The following is a 20,636-nucleotide window of genomic DNA, read 5'->3' as shown; positions in this document are numbered from 1 at the left end:
ATGAATAGTCTTCTTGTAGCAGCAGCGATAGTCCTGGCAGCTTTTTTGCTTGCAGGATTTGTAAAGAAGGCTTGGATGCGGATTGCGTTGTCTGTGTTCTTGTATGCCTGCTCAGTCGCATCCGTTACATTTGGCATGGGTGGGTTAAGGGTGCAGATTGAAACGTCGCGCGCGCAAGGAAAACCAGAGGCTTACATAGACGGGCTGGCTGCAAGAAGTAAGCAGCTCCAGCCAGCGAGGCTGGAAGTTATTGTTTTTGGGTTTGGACTGATGGTGCTTGGGGTTTCCGGATGGCTTCAAAGATCGAAGTCCAATAAGGAGAGTGAGGGGTAGTGGCGGCGGATTCAACCCTGAAGTGCAATGCGTTCGTAGTTGAAGAATACCTCGGCCGGCGTCAGGAACTGCAGCCGTTTCCAGGGTCGGTCGTTTAGCTGATCCTCGGCGAGTTGCAGTTGCTCGGCGGTGATGGCGCTGAAGTCCGCGGCGCGTGGGAAATGCTGGCGAACCAGGCCGTTGTGATTCTCGTTGCGAGCGCGCTGCCAAGGCGCGTGCAGATCGGCGAAGTACATTGCCGCCTTTAGCTCGCGTTCGATCGCCGTATCCTCGGCAAACTCGCTGCCGCGATCACTGGTCAGGGTATGCACGTGGCGGCGCAACGGCCACGGGCGCGAGCCGATGATCTGGGCGACCTCGCCGGCTTTTCCGTTGGGGCTCCAGCCCGACCGGATGAAGCCGCTGACTCGCTCGTTCATGGTCACGATCACGGCACCACCGCGGGCCGGACGGATCGTGTCCAACTCCCAATCGCCTAACCGGCTCAGGGCAGCCACCTCGGGCGGGCGCTCATGGATCGACTTGCGGTCGGTGAAACGCTGCGGCCGGCTACGCCCATAACCGCGTCGGCGCTTGGGCAGGCGCAGTTGGTGACGCAGGCCCCGCCGATGGATATGGCGGTAGATGGTCGTCCGGCTGACGCGACCGTGGCCCAGCAAAGCGCTGCGCCCGTGGATCTGCTCGGGGCTCCAGCGCTCGGCCAGCCCTTCATCGATCAAGACCAGGGTGGTGGCGGGCAACTGCGGTCGCGAACTGGCTACGTGCCGGCGACGCTTGGCGTGCCCGTGGGCAATCGGGCCGACATACGCTGCACCCGAGCGATTGCGGCGCAACTCGCGGCCAATGGTGCTGGGATGACCTGCCCCCGGTAGCCGTACCAGTCATTCCTGACAAAGTCCGGGATTGAAGGTTACTGCGTTGTTGGCTTGTTGTGCTCGATGCCTGGCTGCGAACCGTGCTGCCGGGGCACGTCCGCAACTACTGTGGGGCCTGACTTCGTTGTAGTCGCGGCGCCACTCCGCGATGACCTCGCGGGCCTGCGCCAGTGACGTGAACCAATGCTCGTTCAGGCATTCGTCGCGGAACTTGCCGTTGAAGCTCTCGATGTAGCCGTTCTGCATGGGCCGGCCGGGTTCGATCAGCAGGTGCTTGATGCCATGGCGCTGTGCCCAGGCGATGAAGGCGCGCGACGTGAACTCCGGCCCGTGATCGGTGCGCACGGCCTTGGGATAGCCCCGGAAGCAGGCCGCCTGATCCAACAGCCGGATCACGTAGGTGCCGCTGATTCCATGGTCGACGGCAATGTCGACGCACTCGTGGGCGAAGTCGTCGGCCTCGGTCAGGCACTTCAACCGGCGGCCATTGGCCAGGGCGTCGCTCACGAAATCCATGCTCCAGACCTCGTTGGGCGCGGCGGCGATCTGCAGCCGCTGACGTTCACCGACCGGGCGTTTGGCCTTTCGGCGACGGCGCACGGCCAGATTTGCCTCGCGGTACAGGCGGTAGATGCGTTTGTGGTTCACGTCGGGAAACTCCGGGCGCAGCAGGTCGTGGATCCGCCGGTAGCCGAACCGGCGACGTGCCTGGGCCAACTCGATGATCCGTGCCGACAACGCCTGCGTCGCCGCCGACGGCGCGGGCGGATGGCGAAACGCATCGCGGGACAGCCCCGCAAGGCGGCAGCCCCGGCGCTCGCTCACTGCGGTGTGTTCGAGCATGTGCCGGACCGCCTCGCGCTTGCGTTGCGGGGCTAGCGTTTTACCCCGAAGCCGACCTTCAGCGCCTCGATGTCCAGGTGGGCCTCGGCCAGCAACTGCTTCAGCCGGTTGTTCTCAGCCTCCAGCTCCTTCAGTCGCTTGGCGTCTTCGGCTTCCATCCCGCCGTACTTGGCCCGCCACTGGTAGATGCTGGCCGGGCTGAAGCCGTGCTGGCGGGCCAGCTCAGCGACCGCCATGCCGGCCTCGACCTGCTTCAGGAGCCCAATGATCTGCTCGGTGGTGAATCGACTCTTGCGCATGTCCGTCCTCTCGGGTTGACGGACTTTACTCAGATTCGACTGGTATGGCTCAGTGGGGGCAGGTCAGATCCAGTTCTATAACCACCGGCGCCCGCATCAGGCGCTGAGCATGAAGACACCCGCTGAGGTCTATGCTTTAGCGGCCTGACCTGTGCAGAAACCGCTGGGTCATTACGGGGCCCGTATCGCCACAGGCCCTGTCGGCTTGAGGGTGGGCGTGACCTCTGCCTCAGCCGCGGATCACCAGCAGTTTTGGCTCGGTCATGTCCTCGATCGCGTAGCGCACACCCTCGCGGCCGAGGCCGGAGTCCTTGATGCCGCCGTAGGGCATGTTGTCGACGCGGAAGCTGGGCACGTCGCCGACCACCACGCCGCCGACCTCCAGACGGTCCCAGGCGCGCATGGCGTGGGACAGCTGACCGGTGAACACGCCCGCCTGCAGGCCGAAGTCGCTGTCGTTGACCGCGTCGATCGCCGCGTCGAAGTCGTCGAACGGTTCGATCGTCGCGACCGGGCCGAACGCTTCCTGTCGATACAGCGCGCAGTTTTGCGGCACGTTCTCCAGCAGGGTCGCCGGGATCATCGTGCCCTCGCGCGGGCCTCCGGCCAGACGGCGGGCGCCGCCGGCGCGGGCCTCGTCGATCCAGGATTCGATCCGCTGCGCGGCCGCCTCGTCGATGACCGGTCCGATGAAGGTGGCCTCCTCGCGCGGGTCGCCCATCGACAGCTTCGCGATCGCCGCCTTGAGCTTCTTGCGCAGCTTGGCGTAGATGTCCACGTGCGCATAGATGCGCTGCACGCTGATGCAGCTCTGGCCGCTCTGGTAGTAGGCGCCGAACACCAGTCGCTGGACCACGTGGTCGAGGCTGGCGCCGGGGTCGGCATCGACGATGCAGGCGGCGTTGCCGCCCAGCTCCAGGGTGACCTTCTTCTTGCCCGCGCGCGCCTTCAGGTCCCAGCCGACCAGGCCGCCGGTAAAGCTCAGCAGGGCGATGCGCGGGTCCTCGACCAGCAGCGCGGCGTCCTCGTTCGAACACGGCAGCACCGAGAAAGCGCCCTTGGGGAGATCGGTCTCGGCCAGCACCTCGGCGATGATCAGCGCGCCGATCGGCGTCTTCGCGGCCGGCTTGAGCACGAACGGACAGCCGGCGGCGATCGCCGGGGCGACCTTGTGCGCGACCAGGTTGAGCGGAAAGTTGAACGGCGTGATGAAGCTGCACACGCCGACCGGCACCCGCCGGGTCATGCCGCGGTAGCCTCGGGTGCGTTCGGAGATGCCCAGCTCCAACACCTCGCCACCGAGCCGGGTCGCCTCGCCGGCGGCGAGGCGGAAGGTGTCGATCAGGCGGGTGACCTCGCCACGGGCGTCGCGGATCGGCTTGCCGGCCTCGATGCACAGCGCCAGCGCCAGTTCCCCGGCACGTTCCTCGAAGCGGCGCACGCAATGCTCGAGCACATCGCGGCGCTTGTCCGGCGGGAACGCCGCCATCGCCGGACGCGCCTTGTGCGCGGCGACGATCGCCTTGCGCACCACCGCGGCATCGGCATAGGAGACCCGCGCGGCGCGCTTGCCGCTGTACTTGTCGAGCACGTCCAGCACGGTCTTGGCGGTGACCGGACGGTTGGCCAGGTAGTAGGGATAGTGCTTGGCAAAAGCGGGCTTCTTGGAGCGGGGCTTCTTCAAACCGGTGCCTCCGATGCGTTCGACCGGCCACACACTAGCGCAACGCGGGTCGCGGATGCGTGGAGCCTGTCATGACTGACGCAGCCCTGGGATCGCGGCTTACGCCGCTCCTACGAAATCGATCCATCTAGCCCGGCCCCCGCGGGCTTAGGGGGCTGCTGCCATCCCGTAGGAGCGGCGTGAGCCGCGATGGGGCTTTCCAGAGGCAGGCGCGCGGGCGTGGCGATCAGCGCGAGGCGTCGTCGCCGTCGGATTCGACCCGCACCCGCAGGCTGCCGTCGGACAGCCGCGCCTGCAGCCGGTCGCCGGGCGCGGCATCGAGCACGCTGCGGACCACGCGGCCGTCGTCGTGCTGCATGATCGCGTAGCCGCGCGCGACCGTCGCCAGCGGACTGACCGCCTCCAGCGAGCGCGCCAGCCCGCGCAGGCGCAGGGCCTCGTGCGAGAGCCGGCGGCCGATCGCCGCCTGCGGGCGCGGCGCCAATGTCTGCAAGCGTTCGCGCAGACGTTCGATCCGCCGTTGCGGGTGTGCGCCGCGCAGCACCGTTGCAGCGTGACGCAGGGTCGCGCGTTCGCGTTCGCTGCGTTGACGCCACGCGGCCTGCAGGCGACGCAGCGCCTCGTTCTGGCGCTGGCGCAGGGCCTCCAGCCGGGCTTGCGGACGCAATGCGTTCAGCCGCAGCGCGGCGCGATCGGCACGCTGGGTCGCCTCGCGCAGGCGCAGCCCCTGTTGCTTGTCCAGACCGCGGGCCAGCGCCGCCAGGCGCTGGCGCAGGTCGTCCTGGCTGGGCACCAGCAATTCGGCTGCGACCGACGGCGTCGGCGCGCGCAGGTCGGCGGCGAAGTCGGTCAGGCTGAAGTCGACCTCATGACCGACCGCCGACACCACCGGTACCGGGCAGTCGGCGACCGCACGGGTCAGCGCCTCGTCGTTGAACGCCCACAGGTCTTCCAGCGAACCGCCGCCACGGGTCAGCAGCAGCACGTCGAAGCGTCCGGATGCCGCCGCCGCGCGCAGCATCGCGGTGATCTGCGCGGCCGCGCCATCGCCCTGCACCTGCACCGGCAGCACCTCGACATCGGCGAGCGGGAAGCGTCGTGCCAGCACGCTGAGCACGTCGCGCACCGCCGCGCCGGTCGGCGAGGTGATCACGCCGATGCGGCGGGCGAAGCGGGGCAGGGGGCGCTTGCGCGCATCCTCGAACAGGCCCTCGGCCTGCAGCCGCGCCTTGAGCGCCTCGAATGCCCGTCGCAGCGCGCCTTCGCCGGCCTCCTCCATGTGCTCGAGCACCATCTGGTACTCGCCGCGGGCCTCGTACAGGGTGACCCGGCCACGCACGCGCACGTGCAGGCCCTCGCGCGGCTGGAACGTCAGCCGGCCGGCCTTGGGCCGGAACATCGCGCAGCGAACCTGGGCGCGCGCATCCTTGAGGGTCAGGTACAGGTGACCGGACGCCGGCCGAGCGACGTTGCCCAGCTCGCCCTCGACCCAGACCAGCGGGAAGCTGTCCTCCAGCAGGTTGCGCGCGAGCGCGTTCAGCTGGCTGGGGGTCAGGGTATCGGGCGTCGTCATCGGACGGGCACCCTACACCCGGGGCCACGGTACGTCGACCCTGGTCGCGGCGACGCGGCCGGTCGACGCCTGCGTCCGGATGTCGCAGGATCGCAGTGGCCAGGCATGCTCCAATAGGGCTCCGTGGATAAGGGAACGACGATGTCCGCAACCGCTTCCATCCTGCGTGTGCAGGCCATGCTCGGCCTGCTGGCGTTGTCGGGATGCTCGCCGGCGCCCGCGCCGGTCGCCGCGGAGCCGCTGAGGATCGAGCCGCTGGCGTTGCCGGCCGGCGGCGGCGCGGCCCAGCCCGACCTGGTCGCGACCCCGATGGGCGATTGGCTGCTGAGCTGGGTCGAGCCGGTCGCCGGCGACGCCGGTGGGCAGGCGCCGCTCCGGCACCGGTTGCGCCTGAGCCGGGCCGGGCCCGGACAGGACTGGTCGGCACCGGCGACGATCGCCGAGGGCGCGGACTGGTTCCTCAACTGGGCCGACACGCCGCACGTCTATGCCTTGCCGGACGGCTCGTTGTGGGCGCACTGGCTGCGCAGCACCGGACCGGCGCGGATGGACTACGGCATCGACCTGGTCCGCTCCGGCGACGGCGGTGCCCGCTGGTCGGCGCCGCAACGGGTGCACCTGGCCGACTCGGCCGGCGATCATGGCTTCGCCAGCTTCTGGCCGCAGGGCGGGTCGACCCTCGGCATCGCCTGGCTGGACAGCCGGCAGAAGGCGGCGGCGGGGCAGAGCGGCCACGACGGTGGCGACGGTCATCATGGCGGTGGCGCGGCGATGATGCTGCGCGCGGCGCTGTACCAGGGCGACGGTCCGGTCCGGAGTGCCGAGTGGCCGCTGGATGTTTCCACCTGCGACTGCTGCACCACCGACGCGGCGGTCACCGACCGCGGTCCGGTCGTGGTCTATCGCGGGCGCACGGCCGGCGAGATTCGCGACACCCGTATCGTCCGTCTGGAAAACGGTGCCTGGACCGCGCCGCGCGACGTCCATGCCGATGGCTGGATGATGCCGGGCTGCCCGGTCAACGGGCCGGTGGTCGAGGCGCGCGGCAACACCGTCTGGGTCGCCTGGTATACCCAGGCCGACGGTATGCCGGAGCTGCGCCTGGCGCGTTCGGACGATGCCGGCGATCATTTCTCGGCGCCGGTCACCGTCGCCCGCGGCCCGCAGGTGCTCGGACGCGCGGCGCTGGCGCGGGTCGGCGACCGCCTGCTGGTCGCGTGGCTGGAGGAGGCGCGGGCGCAGTCGCTGCAACTGGCCCGCTATCGCGCCGACGATCTGGCGGCGACGCCGGAGCGCCGGCAGGTTGCGGTCCTGGCCGCGCGCGGCCGCGGCAGTGGCATGCCCCGTCTGGCTGCACAGGGCGACGAGGCGCGGGTGGTGTGGACCGATGCCGTTGACGGTGCGCCGGTGCTGCGCGGAGCTCGCGTCTTCCAGTAGCGATCTTCCAGTGCCACCTTGCCGTCGCCGTGTTGCGGGCCGGGTGCGACATTGCGTCACATCGGCAAGGCGGGGGGCAATGCCTAGGCTGCGCGGGTTTTCGTCGAAGGAATCCGCCATGCCCCGCCTGTCCCTCCGCCGCGCACCGCTGGCGGTTGCGCTCGTATCCGCACTCGCCGGCCCGGCCCACGCCGACGATGCCGGGGGCGTCCAGGCGACCACCCTGGACCGGGTCGAGGTCACCGGGCAGGCCTTGCCGAACGACGGCCGCGCCAGCGGCGCGACCGCGCTTGACGTCAGCATCCAGCAGACCCCGGCCGCGGTGACCGTGGTCGGTCGCGACCTGCTCGACGCCCGCGACGTGCGCAGCACCGCCGAGGCGTTGCGTGCGGTGCCCGGTCTGGATGCGGTCGCGCCGCCGGGCAACGGCAATGCGGTCAGCTATCGCGGGTTCTCCGGTTCGCAGGTCTCGCAGTTGTTCAACGGCATCGACGTGCGCTACGCGACGATCGCCGCGCGTCCGGTCGATGCCTGGATCTACGAGCGGGTCGAGGCGGTGGGCGGCGCGTCGACCTTCCTGCATGGCGCCGGTGCGGTCGGCGGTTCGATCAACTACGTCACCCGTGTCGCCGACCTCGACGAGGATCGCGCAGAAGCCAAGGCCGGTTATGCCTCGCACGACAGCATGTTGCTGGCCGCCGGTGGCAATCGGGTGCTGGACGATGGCCGCCAGGCCGTGCGCGGCGACATCAGCTGGTCCGACAGCGACGGCTGGGTCGACCGCAACGACCGCGAATCGCTGACCTCGGCGCTGTCCTGGGCCGCGCGCCTGGGCGGGCGTGTCACCCATACCCTCGCGCTGGAATACCAGAAGGAGGACAGCGCCCGGGTCTACTGGGGTACGCCGGCCTTGCTGGACGATGGGCGCCTGAGAGTGCTGCCCGGCAGCGAGACCCGCAACTACAACGTCGGCGACGGCTACTACAAACAACAGGTGCTGTGGGCGCGCTCGATGCTGGACTGGCAACTGTCCGGACGCAGTCGCCTGCGCAACACCGTCTATCACTACGACGCGCTGCGCGACTACCGCAATGTCGAGTGCTACCGCTACAACGACGACCTCAGCGCGGTGATCCGCTCCTGCGGCCTGTTGCAGCGCCACGACCAGCAGGTCTACGGCAACCGCCTGGACTGGCGCTGGGACGGCGAGCTGGGCGGGCGCGCATCGCAATGGGCGGCCGGACTGGACCTCAACTACAACCGCCAGACCCGCTTTCCGCAATCGCTGTCGGGCGACCTGGACGTGGTGCCGGTCGATGCCTCGACACCGGGCCGCTATTTCGACTTCCCGGGGGCGGCGCAGCGCTTCGTGCCGCAACGGACCAACCGCGTGCGCGGGCAGGCGTTGTTCGTCGAGAACCTCACCGCGTTGGGCGAGCGCTGGTCGCTGATGTCGGCACTGCGCCAGGAGTGGATCCAGCTCGACCTGGAAAACCACCAGGCGGCCGGCGCCAGCAATCCCGCGCGCCATTCGCACCACTACCGCGCGCTGACCGGACGCCTGGCGCTGGACTACGCCTTCGCTCCGGGCTTCAACGCCTATCTGCAGCTCGCCACCGCGGCCGACCCGCCGTCCGGGGTGCTCAGCACCGCCAGTTACTCGGCGGTGCGCGACTTCGACCTGACCACCGGCCGCCAGGCCGAACTGGGGGCCAAGTCGCGCAGCGCCGACGGCCGCTACTGGGGCACCCTGGCGGTCTACGACCTGGTGCGCGAGAACCTGTCCACGCCCGATCCCGATCGCGCCGGCGACACCCTGCCGGTCGGACAGCAGTCGGGCACCGGGGTGGAGCTCACTTTCGGTCTGCGCCCGGTGCAGGGTCTCACCGTCGAGGGCAACCTGGGTTGGGTCGACGCCAGCCTTGACGACTTCCACGAGAACGTCGGCGGCGTGCCGGTTTCGCGCGCCGGCAACACCCCGCGCAATACCCCCGAGAAGGTCGCCAACCTGTGGGTCGAGCATGCGTTCGCGCCCGGCTGGTCGGCCGGCGTGGACCTGCGCGCGGTGTCCGCCCGCTATGCCGACAACGCCAACACCATCCGCAGCGCCGGCTATGCCCTGTACGGCGCCAACCTGAAGTGGCAGTGGAGTCCGCGCACCACCGTGACCCTGCGTGCGCGCAACCTCGCCGACCGGACCTGGATCGCCTATGCGAACAACGCCAACATGGTCTATCTCGGCGAGCCGCGCTCGCTGGAGTTCAGCGTGCATACGCGGTTCTGAGCGCGATCGCGAGGGGACGCGCGCCGTGCTCGGTGCGTCGTGCCCGTTGTGTTGGACCTATTCGGGATCGGGCTTGCGTTCCGGACCCGGGCGCTTGCCCAGCTTGCGTTGCAGCGAGCGCCGGTGCATGCCCAGCAGACGGGCGGTGGCGGAGATGTTGCCGCCGGTTTCCTGCAACGCCTGCTGGATGTGTTCCCACTCCAGCCGTTGCAGCGGGATCATCCGTTCCGGCGCGGCCTGGGCGTCGTCGCCCAGCGCCGTGTCCGCCTCCAGCCCCAGCGCCCGCAGGATCATGGCCACGCTGGCCGGCTTGGGCAGGTAGTCGTCGGCACCGCGCTTGATCGACTCCACCGCGGTGGCGACGCTGGCGTATCCGGTCACCAGCAGGATCCGCATCCGCGGGTCGAGCGCGCGCAGCGGTTCGATCAGCGACAGCCCCGAGTCGGCGCCCAGCTTGAGGTCGAGCAGGGCGAAGTCGGGTGCTTCGCCGCGGGCCAGCGACAGGGCGGTGTCCGCATCGTGGGCGATCGCGGTCCGCAGGCCGCGCCGGGCCAGGCCGCGCTGCAGCATCCGCGCGTACAGCACGTCGTCGTCGACGATCAGGCCGCGGGGCAGGGACGGCGTATTCATAGCGGTGGTTCCCGCAGGGGGCGCTGCGCGGGCGGCTCGATTGGCAACTCGAAACGCACCCGCAGGCCGGGCTCGGCGTGGCGCATGCTCAGGTGCCCGCCGAGGCGGTCGACGGTCGCGTGCGACAGCGCCAGACCCACTCCCATGCCGTCGGGCTTGCTGCTGCGGAACAGGCCGTCGGGCGCGAACGGCAGCGCCTCGTCGAAGCCGTCGCCATGGTCGCGGACCTCACCGAACAGCCAGCCGCGTTCGAGGTCCGCATCCAGGCGCAACTCGACCCGCTCGCGGCCGGCCGCATGGCCGGCGTCGGCGGCGTTGTTGAGCAGGGCCTGCAACAGATGGCCGACCGCCGCCTCGACCCGCAACTGCGGCGGCAGGCGGTCGTCCAGCATCAGGGTCACCTCAGGCCGCACCAGTTGCCAGCGCTCGACCACGTCGCCCAACCGTACCCCGGGAGCGTGGCCGGGATCGGCGGGCGAGGCGAGTGCGCGGACCCGGTCGCGGCACTGGTCGATCAGTGCGCGCAGGGTGGTCGCGTCGGCGGCGATGTCGGGTTCGCGCCCGCCGGCCTCCTCGGCGATCTCGTCGGCGAGCAGGGTCATCGTCGCCAACGGCGTGTTCAGCTCGTGAGCGACCGCGGCGGCATGGGTGGCCAGCGCGACGATGCCCTCGTTGCGGGCGAAGCGCTCGCGCAGCAGCGCCAGTTCGCGTTCCTGGCGGCGCAGCGCCGATACCAGCCGCAGCGAGAAGAACAGCACCACCGCGGCCGACACCACGAAGTTCACCGCCATCCCCCACAGGTGCAGGTTGAAGGCGTCGCCGTGCAGGTGGGGCAGCGGTCGCGCCAGCAGCGTCGCCAGGGCGAAACCGAGCAGGCAGGCGGCGGCGGTCGCCCACACCCAGCGCGGCGGCAGTGCCGGCGCCGCCAGCGCGATCGGGATCAGCAGCATCGAGCTGAACGGGTTCGCGATCCCGCCGCTCCAGGCCACCAGCCAGGCCAGCACCGCGATGTCGACCAGCATGTGGGAGAACACCGTCGCCGGTGCCGCCGTCGGCCGCCGCGCCACCCGGATGGCCCATGCATTGAACAGCGCCAATGCCGCCACGCCGCCCCACAGCGGCGGCGCCGGCAGGGCGATCTCCAGCGCTACGGTGCTCAGGGCGATGCTCACGGCCTGGCCAGCCACCGCGTACCAGCGCAGCGTGCACAGTGTTCGCAGGAAGGAGGCGGGCGCGGCGGACATCGCTGCATATGCTAGTGCAGCCGCGGCGGCGCCGGCTGCGTCAAGCTGTCGCAGCCCCGGGGGAACGATATCCGGCTGCGCGCGGATATCTCCCAAGATTTGCTGCGCAAACCTTGGGCCCGCCGTTGCGCTTCCACACCCCCATTCGTGCCTGCGGCACGAATCGCCCCCTGACTCAGGGGGGACGATATCCGGCTGCGCGCGGATATCTCCCAAAGTTTGCTGCGCAAACCTTGGGCCCCGCCGTTGCGCTGCCACACCCCCATTCGTGCCTGCGGCACGAATCGCCCCCTGACTCAGGGGGGAACGATATCCGGCTGCGCGCGGATATCTCCCAAGGTTCGCTGCGCAAACCTTGGGCCCCGCCGTTGCGCTGCCACACCCCCATTCGTGCCTGCGGCACGAATCGCCCCCTGACTCAGGGGGAACGATATCCGGCTGCGCGCGGATATCTCCCAAAATTTGCTTCGCAAACCTTGGGCCCCGCCGTTGCGCTGCCACACCCCCATTCGTGCCTGCGGCACGAATCGCCCCCTGACTCAGGGGGCTGGGTCACACGCGACCATGCCGTAGGAGCGGCGTAAGCCGCGATGAAGCCTTCATGGGAAGGCCCGGTCGCGGCTTACACCGCTCCTACAAGACCATTGGGCGCCGGTGGTCGGGCCCGGGTCATCGGGCCCGGCTAGAATAGGGGTTCGTCCCGATCCGCCGTGCCGATGAACGCCGTCCCCAGCCCGCTTCCCTGTGCCACTCCCGCCTTCGGTCCCGCGCCGCGCCGCGACACCGTCGGCGTCGATATCGGCAGGGTCACCGTCGGCGGCGGTGCGCCGGTGGTGGTGCAGTCGATGACCAATACCGACACCGCCGACGTCGCCTCCACGGTCAAGCAGGTCGCCGAGCTGTGGCGCGCCGGCTCGGAGCTGGTCCGGGTCACGGTGAATACCGCCGAGGCTGCCGCCGCGGTGCCGCGCATCGTCGACAAGCTGGCGATGATGGGGATCGAGGTGCCGATCATCGGCGACTTCCACTACAACGGTCACCAGTTGCTGACCGCCGAGCCGGCCTGCGCCGAGGCCCTGGCCAAGTACCGCATCAACCCCGGCAATGTCGGTTTCGGCAAGAAGAAGGACGCCCAGTTCGCGACCCTGATCGAGCTGGCCATCCGGCACGGCAAACCGGTCCGGATCGGCGCCAACTGGGGGTCGCTGGACCAGGCGCTGGCGGCCAGGCTGATGGACGAGAACCACACCCTGGCCGAGCCGCGCGAGGCCGCCGAGGTGTTGCGTGAGGCGCTGATCCGCTCGGCGCTGGACTCGGCCGCGCGCGCGCAGGAGATCGGCCTGCCGGCCGACCGCATCATCCTCAGCGCCAAGGTCAGCGGGGTGCAGGAACTGATCGCGGTCTACCGCGAGCTGGCCCGCCGTGGCCGCTATGCGCTGCATCTGGGCCTGACCGAGGCCGGCATCGGCAGCAAGGGCATCGTCGCCTCCAGCGCCGCGCTGGCGGTGCTGATGCAGGAAGGCATCGGCGACACCATCCGCATCTCGCTGACCCCCGAGCCGGGCCAGGCGCGCAGCAACGAGGTCATCGTCGCCCAGGAACTGCTACAGACCCTGGGCCTGCGCGCGTTCACCCCGATGGTCACCGCCTGCCCGGGCTGCGGCCGCACCACCAGCACCTTCTTCCAGGAGCTCGCGCAGCAGGTGCAGTCGCACGTGCGCGCGAAGATGCCGGAGTGGAAGGTGACCCACCCCGGCGCGGAGAACCTGACCCTGGCGGTGATGGGCTGCGTGGTCAACGGGCCGGGCGAATCGCGCCACGCCAACATCGGCATCTCGCTGCCGGGTACCGGTGAGGCGCCATCGGCGCCGGTGTTCGAGGACGGCGAGAAGACCGTGACCCTGCGCGGCGAGGGCATCGCCCGCGAGTTCGTCGAGCTGATCGACCGCTACGTCGAGCGCAAGTTCGGCGCTGGTGCGGATGCCTGATCCGCGGGCGCGCGACGGCGCGCCTCCGCCATCGCCGGACGCGCAGACAAGCGACGAAGGCCTGCGGCATCCCTGGCGGACCCTGGGCGGCGCGACCGCGGGCCTGGTCCGTTTCGTATTCCGTCACTGGCGGCGGCTCGCACTGGCCTTCGTCGGCGTGCTGTTGCCGTTGTGGGGCTTCGCCGAACTCGCCGAGGAGATCCACGAGCACGGCACGGCCGGTTTCGACGAACCGATCCTGCGCGCCCTGCAGCAACAGCATGGCCCGGCACTGGACCGCTTCTTCGTCGCGATCAGCCAGCTCGGTTACCAGTACGGCGTGGTGCCGTTCGACATCCTGCTGGTGCTCGCGCTGAGCCTGCGCCGCCACCTGCGCGAGGCGATCTTCGCCGGCCTCGCCCTGGCCGGCTCGGGCCTGCTCAACGTCGCCACCAAGCTGCTGTTCGCGCGCGAGCGTCCCGACCTGTGGCTGTCGATCGCGCCCGAGCACAATTACAGCTTTCCCAGCGGCCACGCGATGGGCTCGATGACCCTGGCCTGGGTGCTGGTCCTGCTGGCCTGGCCGACCCGCGCGCGCTGGTGGACGATCGCCGCCGCGCTGTCGTTCGCCTGGCTGGTCGGCGTCTCGCGTCTCTACCTGGGCGTGCACTTTCCGACCGACATCCTCGCCGGCTGGGCCGCCGCCAGTCTGTGGGTGGTGTCGGTGTACCTGGTCGCCTTCCACGGAGCCCGACCCTGGGGACGCACCCGCGACTGACCAGCCCGCGAGGGATCAGTGGCCGATTCGCAGCGTCTCAACCGTCCCCGTAGGCGGCCGCCGGCTCCTGCACCTGCGATGCCGCGACCACCACATGCGCGCGCAGCCAGTCGGCGAAGCCGGCCTCGTCGAGGCTGCCGTCGGCGAGGGCGATGTATTGCGGATACAGCTCCAGGTCGCTGGCGCGCAGGCGCGCGCCGTTGAGCAGCAGGAAGGTTTCGCAGGCGACCGCCGCAGTCCGCTTGTTGCCGTCGACGAACGGGTGATTGCGGGCCAGGCCATGGGCCAGCGCCGCGGCGAGGTCGGCCAGGTCGGGTGGGGGATCGCCATAGGCCTGAGCCTGCAAGGGCCGGGCCAGCGCCGATTCGAGCAGGCCTTCGTCGCGCACGCCACTGCCGCCGCCATGTTCAGCCAGTTGCCTTTCGTGGATGGCGAGGATGAGGGGCTTGCCGATCCAGATGATCATCCTGGCGCCCTCCGTTTACTGCGCGAGCTTGTGCAGCAGGGTGCGGCGCTTGCGCATGACCTCTTCGGCCACTTCCATCTGCGCCGCCAGCTCCGGATCGAAGGTGGTCAGCCGGATCCCGTCCGGCGTCTCCAGCGCATACAGCGCGTCGCCCTTCTCCAGGCGCAGCCGGGCCAACAGCTCCTTGGGCAGGATGACGCCGGCGGAATTGCCGATGCTGGTGATCTTGAGTTTCATCGTGGCCTCCTTTGTTATAACCAACGTTATACCGCCGGGCGCGGTGCCGCAAGTCGCGGTCCGCTGTGCGGCGCTGCGGTCGGGGTGGCTGGTTCGGGAAGTGTGATCCGGCCGGTACGCTGCCGAACGACGGCCGATTGCTCGTGGTAGTCGGTGGAAGTTCCCGATTTGCTCAAGGAGAGGCCTAGCAGCGCCGTGGCGAAGCGATGTCGGTGGCGACTCACGGCATCTGAGTCACAATGTGGCCATTCGAGCACGCACAGTACGCCACCATGCTGAGTCGATCACTGTTAGACAGACTGTTGCAATTCCGCTCGGAGCGGGATTGGGCGCAATTTCATAACCTTCGGACGCTGTCCACGTCCATTGCTCTCGAGGCGGCGGAACTGCTCGAGCACACGCAATGGGTGCGTGATTCGGAGTTGGAGCAGGTTGTGACGGAACGTCGCCCCCTGATCGAACAGGAAGTCGCCGATATCGTCATTCTGTTGAGCTATCTGGTGAATGATCTGGGTCTCGATGTCGAGAAGGCCGTCGAGGCGAAACTGGCCTTGAATGCCCGCAAGTACCCGGTGGCTCTGGCCAAGGGGTCGGCGAAGAAGTACAACGAATTCTAGGGTGATGCGTAGACGACGCATCGTGGGAGCAGACGGGGCGTGAAGGCGTTTCTTTACTCCGGTACGACGCCGGATTTCATCAGGGACACAACGCAGAACGCGATTGCGAAACGCCTCGCCGAGGCATTCGAGGCGCACTTTCGCTACAAGCCGTCGCCGGCTGAGTTCCAGTCATGGCAAAACTCGCTGCGGTGTTTCTCCGATGTCTTGCGTGAAGGTGACCTGATGAGTCAGGGCATCTTCCTTGAATATCAATTGCCGTTGTCATCGAAGCGGATCGACGCGATGGTGACCGGGCGAGGCGGATCCCGGGACCGCGCCATCATCGTCGAGCTCAAGCAGTGGACCGCTTGCGAACACGGCAGCGGCGAAGACCTATTGAAGACCTGGGTCGGCGGCAGTCGTCGGGATGTGCTGCACCCGTCGGTACAGGCGAACCAGTATCGACGATATCTTGAAGACATGCATGGCGCATTCCAGGGTGATGATGATCGTGTGCTGCTGGAAGCCTGCGCGTATCTTCATAACTATACGCCGAAGGTGGACGACCCGCTGTTGGACGAGCGGTCGAGCGCTGTACGGAAACTGGCTCCTGTATTCACATCGGGTGAAATGTCGGGTCTGGCACGACATATTTCCGAGCGGCTCGGACAGGGAGACGGCGAACGAGTGCTCTCGCGGATAGCCGAGAGTCGTTATCGACCCGCGAAGAAGCTTCTGGCCAACGTTTCCAAGGTGATCAACGAAGAGCCGGAGTTTGTCCTGCTCGATGAGCAGCAGGTGGTCTTCAGTCAGATCGTGGCGACAGTGAAGTCGGCACTGAAAGACACTCGAAAACATGTGTTTCTGGTGCACGGCGGTCCAGGCACGGGAAAATCGGTGCTCGCATTGAATTTGTTGGGAGCATTGTCTGGAAAGGGCTACAACGCCCAACATGCTACCGGCTCCAAGGCGTTCACGGCGACGCTTCAGAAGATTGTCGGACGGGAGGCAAGCCGGCAGTTCCGTTACTTCAACAATTTCGGACAAGCTCAACCGAACGACGTGGATGTGTTGCTTTGCGATGAGGCGCACCGGATTCGTGCCACAAGCAATCATCGCTTCACCAGAAAGGAGCTCTGGTCCGATCGTCCGCAGATCCAGGAGATCATGGATGCTGCCCGAGTATCGGTGTTTTTCGTGGATGATCAGCAGATAGTCCGGCCCAACGAGATCGGTTCATCGTCACTGATCCGCGAGGCGGCCGCGACGAACGGTTACGTGCTGCATGAGCGTTGGCTTGAGACGCAGTTCCGTTGCGCGGGCTCAGAGGGGTTCGTCAACTGGGTAGACAATACCCTGGGTATCCGTCGGACCGCCAATGTCCTGTTCGATCAGTCTCAAGAAAGCTTCGAATTCGGCATCGTCGACAGTCCTGAGGCGTTGGACGAGTTGATTCGCGAGAAGTCGAGGGAAGGCCATTCCGCGCGTCTTGTAGCGGGATACTGCTGGCCATGGTCGAAGAAGCTCGATGCAGATGGTAGCCTGATGGCGGACGTGCGTATCGGAACCTTCGAGCGTCCATGGAATGCGCGCCCGGATATGACCGGCCTGCCGCGAGGCGTCCCTAAAGCGGACTACTGGGCCTACGATCCTACGGGAATCGATCAGGTCGGGTGTATCTACACTGCACAAGGCTTCGAGTTCGACTATGTCGGTGTTATCTGGGGGCGCGATCTTCGCTATCAATCAGGCGACGGTTGGTGTGGTGATCGCATGGTTTCGCAAGACACTACAGTGAAGCGTTCGAAAGATCGCTTTCTGGAACTGGTGAAGAACACCTATCGAGTGCTGCTTTCCCGCGGTATGAAGGGCTGCTACGTCTACTTTGAAGATAGCGAGACAGAGAAATTTTTCCGTAGTCGAACGGAGAATCTGGAGTCCGAACCTGCGGTTCTTCCCTCGTTGGAGATCGGCGGGCGAGCGTCGTTGCCTGTGCAGCCACTCGATGCGCGCCCGTTCCAGGTGATCAGACAACGCGAAGTACGACCCTGGGAAAATGCTGTGCCACTGCTCGACTTGAAAGTCGCGGCGGGCGACTTCAGCGACGCCCAGTTGTTGGAACAGGAGGCGGTCGAGTGGGTGTCGCTGCCGGATCACATCCGGATCGCGCCAGGCTACTTCGTGGCCCGGGTCAGCGGCGAATCGATGAATCGACGAGTGCCTAATGGTTCTTGGGTCCTGTTCTCCAGCGACATGCGCGGTACGAAGCAGGGGCGAATGGTGCTGGCCGAGCGTCATGCCTTGGGCGATCCAGAGCATAGTGGGCGGTACACGCTGAAGATCTATGATGCTCAGAAGTTGGAAACCGATGACGGACCTGAGTACCAACAGATACTGCTGCGCCCTGAAAGCAGTGATCCGAGCTATCGGCCGTTCGAGTTGAATCTGGACGACGATGAGCGGCCCGCGATTGTGGCCTGGGTTGTGACGGTTCTTGTCTGACAGGCTTCGTTCCGCCAGGGCCTGGTATCGACTCTGTGTGTGGCGCCCTTGAAATTGTGGTCAGACTCGTCTTCTTTACACGGGACCTGTCTGGTCGATAGAGGAGGCGGAAGCTGCTTTCAGCTCCGCCTCCTAGAAGAGGCACGAGGCAACGCGGGCTCGGCATTCGCCCCCCATCCAGCTTCAAAGGTCTACCCTGCCAGAACCCATGGAAGCAGCGGAGGTCGCGATGTCCACGGAGAACAAGAGCCCGCTCGAGCATGTCAACGACGCGTTGGCGCAGCTGAAGGAGATGCGGCATTACTCGAAGAACTACGTCGAGCAGCTGACCGCGCAGTGGCTGCTGTTCGACGGTGAGTTGTCGAAGCTGAAGCAGACCAGCCGGATCGAGGACCTGATGACGCGTCAGGGCGAGTTGCACGACGCGCTGGAGGCAGAGATCGCCGAGCTGGAGGCGTTGGCGGTGGAGCTGCAGCCGGCGCCGGAAGAGGGCGCCGGCTAAGCGGACGTACCGCAGCGCCCCCGCCAGCCTTCAGACGGGGGCGGGGACGGCCCCGCCTCAAAACCCCGGCTTCGCCCCCTCCACCGGCGCCTTGGTCGCGGCGCGGCGGGCCAGCACCGCCTCGCGGTGGGCGATGTAGGCGTTGGCGGCGAGGATGATCGCGGCGCCGGCGATGGTCCAGCGGTCGACCCCCTGGTCGAACAGCAGCCAGCCCAGCACGGCGACGATCGGCAATTGCATGAAGCTGATCGGGGTCAGCGCGGAGACCTCGCCGAGCTTGAGCGCGCGGGTCCACAGCATGTGGCCGCCGGTGCCGAACACTCCGGCGGCGATCGCCCACAGCCAGGTGATGCCCTGCGGCCATTCCCAGACCAGCACCGCAGGAATCAGCGACATCGGCACCCACAGCAGGGTGGTGTAGATGACGATGCGGTCGGCCGGCTCGGTGTTGGACAGCTGTTTGATCTGGATCGCGACCAGGCCGCTGAGTATCGCCGAGGCGACTGCGATCAGGGTGCCGGCGGTGAAGCCCTCCGTGCCGGGGCGGACGATGACCAGCACGCCGATGAAGCCGATCGCGACCGCGGCCCAGCGCCGTGCGCGGACCTGCTCGCCGAGCCAGAACACCGCGAAGATGGTCACCCACAATGGCGACGAGTACGACAGCGACACCGCCTGCGCCAGCGGCAGGTGACCGATCGCCCAGAACCCGCAGAACATCGAGAACACGCCGATGAAGCAGCGGAAGACGTAGCGCGGCAACTGGTCGGTCTTGAGGATGCCGATGCCGTGGCGGATCAGCAGCGGCACCGTCGCGAGCATGCCGAAGAAGTTGCGGAAGAACGCGACCTCGAAGGTGTGCAGCGTTTCCGAGGCGAGCTTGATCGCGATCACCATGAAGGCGAAGAAGACCGTGCTGCCGAGCATCAGCAATGCGGCACGGGCGTGGGTGGTCCGGGCGGGAGCGGTCATGGCACCAGTGGGGCGGGCGGGGGAGTGAAGACGAAGCGGCGCGCGCCCGCGCGGTCGCGGGCGGCGCAGGCGAGCATGGAAACATCCGTAGGAGCGGCGTAAGCCGCGATGGGCGTGGTCGCGAACGTCCAATCGCGGCTTACGCCGCTGCGACAGGCAATGCTGCAGCAAACAGGCAGGCGGGCGCCGCGCCTACGGGCGGCGCGAGAGGCACGAGTCGGGTGTCGGTTGCGGGCTGCGCCGCGGTTGCGGGGGATGCGTGGGTCCGGGATCACCACGATGCGCCGACGATGCGTGGCTCCGGCTCGAGTGCGACGCCGAAGCGTTCGGACACCGAGCCGGCGACGCGGCGGGCGAGGTCGAGCAGTTGCGCGCCGCTGGCGCTGCCGTGGTTGACCAGGACCAGGGCGTGGCTGGCGGCGATGCCGGCGTCGCCGTCGCGATGGCCCTTCCAGCCGCAGGCGTCGATCAGCCAGGCCGCCGACAGTTTGCACAGGCCACCGTGTGGGGCCTCGCCGTGGCCGGCGGCGTCGGCAGGGAACGGTGCCAGCGGGTACACCGGCAGGCGTGGATGTTCGCGCCGCAGCGCCTCGGCCAGGTCGGCGGCGACGATCGGGTTCTTGAAGAAGCTGCCGGCGTTGCCGATCACGGCCGGGTCGGGCAGCTTGCGGCGGCGGATCGCGATCACCGCGTCGGCGACGTCGCTGGCGGTCGGTGCGTCGATGCCCATCGCCGCCAGCTCGTCGCCGATGCCGGCGTAGTCGAGCTTGAGGGAGTGGCCGGCATCGGCGCGCAGCAGCTCGAATTCGACCGCGGTGACGATGTAACGGTCGCGCTCGCGCTTGAAGCGGCTGTCGCGGTAGGCGAACGCGCAGGCGTTGGCATCGAAGCGGTGGGTCTGGCCGCTGGCCGGTTCGTAGGCTTCGACGGCATGGATGTACTCGCGGACCTCGACGCCGTAGGCGCCGATGTTCTGGATCGGCGCGGCGCCGACGGTGCCCGGGATCAGCGCCAGGTTCTCCAGCCCGCCCAGGCCGTGCGCCAGGGTCCGCATCACGAAGTCGTGCCAGTGGGCGCCGGCATCGGCGCGCACCTGCACACGGGCGTCGCCGGTATCGTTGAAATCGACCTGCTGGCCGGTCAGCGCGATCATCGGCATCGCCGGGTCGTCGACCAGCAGCAGGTTGCTGCCGCCGCCAAGCACCAGCGGAGCCCGGTCGGCAGGTTCCATCCGCGCCAGCGCCTCGGGCAGCCGACGGGCGTCGCCGACCTCGGCCAGCCAGGCGGCGCGGGCCGGCACGGCAAAGCTGTTGCGGGCCTGCAGCGGAGCGTCGCGGAGGATGCGGATGCTCATCGGTTGCTCATCGATGGGTCGACGGCGCGGGGGGCGGTGGTCGGCATGTCGTCAGGG

Annotated in this window: 17 protein-coding genes and 1 pseudogene; 8 read left to right on the top strand and 10 right to left on the bottom strand. The window is 67.9% G+C overall.

What is annotated here, in order from left to right; all coding sequences use genetic code 11:
* Positions 1-333, top strand: coding sequence for a hypothetical protein (locus tag C9I47_RS17605; RefSeq protein WP_145985495.1), 333 nt, complete (start codon positions 1-3; stop codon positions 331-333).
* Positions 334-344: 11 nt separating this feature from the next.
* Here the strand turns inward: C9I47_RS17605 and C9I47_RS10915 are convergent.
* The 4 genes and pseudogenes from C9I47_RS10915 to xseA all read right to left on the bottom strand — a co-directional run.
* Positions 345-1,190, bottom strand: a pseudogene (locus tag C9I47_RS10915) (IS30 family transposase); the annotation flags it as partial.
* A 24-nt stretch (positions 1,191-1,214) separates the two neighbouring features.
* A protein-coding gene (locus C9I47_RS10910; RefSeq protein WP_111266763.1) for an IS3 family transposase occupies positions 1,215-2,350 on the bottom strand; the annotation gives its coding sequence in 2 pieces (ribosomal slippage) (positions 1,215-2,095 and positions 2,095-2,350; 1,137 coding nt in all).
* A gap of 229 nt (positions 2,351-2,579) precedes the next feature.
* Complete coding sequence (locus tag C9I47_RS10900; protein WP_190238484.1) at positions 2,580-4,034, bottom strand: aldehyde dehydrogenase family protein; 1,455 nt, start codon at positions 4,032-4,034, stop codon at positions 2,580-2,582.
* A 226-nt stretch (positions 4,035-4,260) separates the two neighbouring features.
* Positions 4,261-5,607 (bottom strand): exodeoxyribonuclease VII large subunit, encoded by a 1,347-nt coding sequence (gene xseA, locus C9I47_RS10895; protein ID WP_111266762.1) that lies wholly within the window; start codon positions 5,605-5,607, stop codon positions 4,261-4,263.
* A 141-nt stretch (positions 5,608-5,748) separates the two neighbouring features.
* On the opposite strand from xseA, the gene C9I47_RS10890 reads away from it, so the two are divergent.
* The gene (locus C9I47_RS10890) at positions 5,749-7,044 is read left to right on the top strand and encodes a hypothetical protein (protein WP_111266761.1); all 1,296 of its coding nucleotides are present in this window, start codon (positions 5,749-5,751) and stop codon (positions 7,042-7,044) included.
* A 118-nt stretch (positions 7,045-7,162) separates the two neighbouring features.
* Complete coding sequence (locus C9I47_RS10885; RefSeq protein ID WP_223250105.1) at positions 7,163-9,328, top strand: TonB-dependent receptor; 2,166 nt, start codon at positions 7,163-7,165, stop codon at positions 9,326-9,328.
* Positions 9,329-9,385: 57 nt separating this feature from the next.
* Here C9I47_RS10885 and C9I47_RS10880 read toward each other — a convergent pair whose 3' ends face one another.
* Together C9I47_RS10880 and C9I47_RS10875 are read right to left on the bottom strand one after the other, a co-directional pair.
* On the bottom strand, positions 9,386-9,958 hold the full coding sequence (locus C9I47_RS10880; RefSeq protein WP_111266759.1) for a response regulator transcription factor: 573 nt from the start codon (positions 9,956-9,958) through the stop codon (positions 9,386-9,388).
* Entirely contained in the window at positions 9,955-11,202 is a 1,248-nt protein-coding gene (locus C9I47_RS10875; RefSeq protein ID WP_111266758.1) for an ATP-binding protein, read from the bottom strand. Before C9I47_RS10875 ends, C9I47_RS10880 begins: the two co-directional genes overlap by 4 nt.
* Before the next feature lie 716 nt (positions 11,203-11,918).
* On the opposite strand from C9I47_RS10875, the gene ispG reads away from it, so the two are divergent.
* Together ispG and C9I47_RS10865 are read left to right on the top strand one after the other, a co-directional pair.
* The gene (ispG, locus tag C9I47_RS10870; protein WP_111266757.1) at positions 11,919-13,190 is read left to right on the top strand and encodes a flavodoxin-dependent (E)-4-hydroxy-3-methylbut-2-enyl-diphosphate synthase; all 1,272 of its coding nucleotides are present in this window, start codon (positions 11,919-11,921) and stop codon (positions 13,188-13,190) included.
* Positions 13,183-13,947 (top strand): phosphatase PAP2 family protein, encoded by a 765-nt coding sequence (locus C9I47_RS10865; protein ID WP_111268094.1) that lies wholly within the window; start codon positions 13,183-13,185, stop codon positions 13,945-13,947. The genes ispG and C9I47_RS10865 overlap by 8 nt, the downstream gene beginning before the upstream one ends.
* 37 nt (positions 13,948-13,984) lie before the next feature.
* Here the strand turns inward: C9I47_RS10865 and C9I47_RS10860 are convergent, their stop codons facing one another.
* Together C9I47_RS10860 and C9I47_RS10855 are read right to left on the bottom strand one after the other, a co-directional pair.
* The gene (locus C9I47_RS10860) at positions 13,985-14,413 is read right to left on the bottom strand and encodes a type II toxin-antitoxin system death-on-curing family toxin (RefSeq protein WP_111266756.1); all 429 of its coding nucleotides are present in this window, start codon (positions 14,411-14,413) and stop codon (positions 13,985-13,987) included.
* Positions 14,414-14,428: 15 nt separating this feature from the next.
* Positions 14,429-14,650: an AbrB/MazE/SpoVT family DNA-binding domain-containing protein gene (locus C9I47_RS10855; RefSeq protein ID WP_111266755.1), complete on the bottom strand. Its 222-nt coding sequence runs from the start codon at positions 14,648-14,650 to the stop codon at positions 14,429-14,431.
* A 239-nt stretch (positions 14,651-14,889) separates the two neighbouring features.
* Between C9I47_RS10855 and C9I47_RS10850 the strand changes: the two genes are divergently transcribed.
* The 3 genes from C9I47_RS10850 (at position 14,890) to C9I47_RS10840 (ending at position 18,253) form a co-directional block, all read left to right on the top strand.
* Positions 14,890-15,267 carry a nucleotide pyrophosphohydrolase gene (locus tag C9I47_RS10850; RefSeq protein ID WP_223250104.1) on the top strand — a complete coding sequence of 126 codons (378 nt, stop codon included), beginning with the start codon at positions 14,890-14,892 and terminating at the stop codon, positions 15,265-15,267.
* Between the two features lie 39 nt (positions 15,268-15,306).
* A complete protein-coding gene (locus C9I47_RS10845; RefSeq protein ID WP_111266754.1) occupies positions 15,307-17,751 on the top strand; it encodes a DNA/RNA helicase domain-containing protein in 2,445 nt (814 codons plus the stop codon).
* A gap of 229 nt (positions 17,752-17,980) precedes the next feature.
* Entirely contained in the window at positions 17,981-18,253 is a 273-nt protein-coding gene (locus tag C9I47_RS10840; protein WP_111268092.1) for a hypothetical protein, read from the top strand.
* 57 nt (positions 18,254-18,310) lie between these two features.
* Here the strand turns inward: C9I47_RS10840 and C9I47_RS10835 are convergent, their stop codons facing one another.
* Both C9I47_RS10835 and murB read right to left on the bottom strand, forming a co-directional pair.
* Positions 18,311-19,225: a DMT family transporter gene (locus C9I47_RS10835; protein ID WP_111266753.1), complete on the bottom strand. Its 915-nt coding sequence runs from the start codon at positions 19,223-19,225 to the stop codon at positions 18,311-18,313.
* A 271-nt stretch (positions 19,226-19,496) separates the two neighbouring features.
* On the bottom strand, positions 19,497-20,579 hold the full coding sequence (gene murB / locus C9I47_RS10830; protein WP_111266752.1) for a UDP-N-acetylmuramate dehydrogenase: 1,083 nt from the start codon (positions 20,577-20,579) through the stop codon (positions 19,497-19,499).
* Positions 20,580-20,636 lie beyond the last annotated feature (57 nt).

Origin of the sequence: Marilutibacter maris (assembly GCF_003233695.1) — a bacterium.
Taxonomy (GTDB): Bacteria; Pseudomonadota; Gammaproteobacteria; order Xanthomonadales; family Xanthomonadaceae; genus Marilutibacter; species Marilutibacter maris.
The sequence above is the reverse complement of the archived record's forward strand: the minus strand, read 5'-3'. Positions and strand labels throughout refer to the sequence as shown.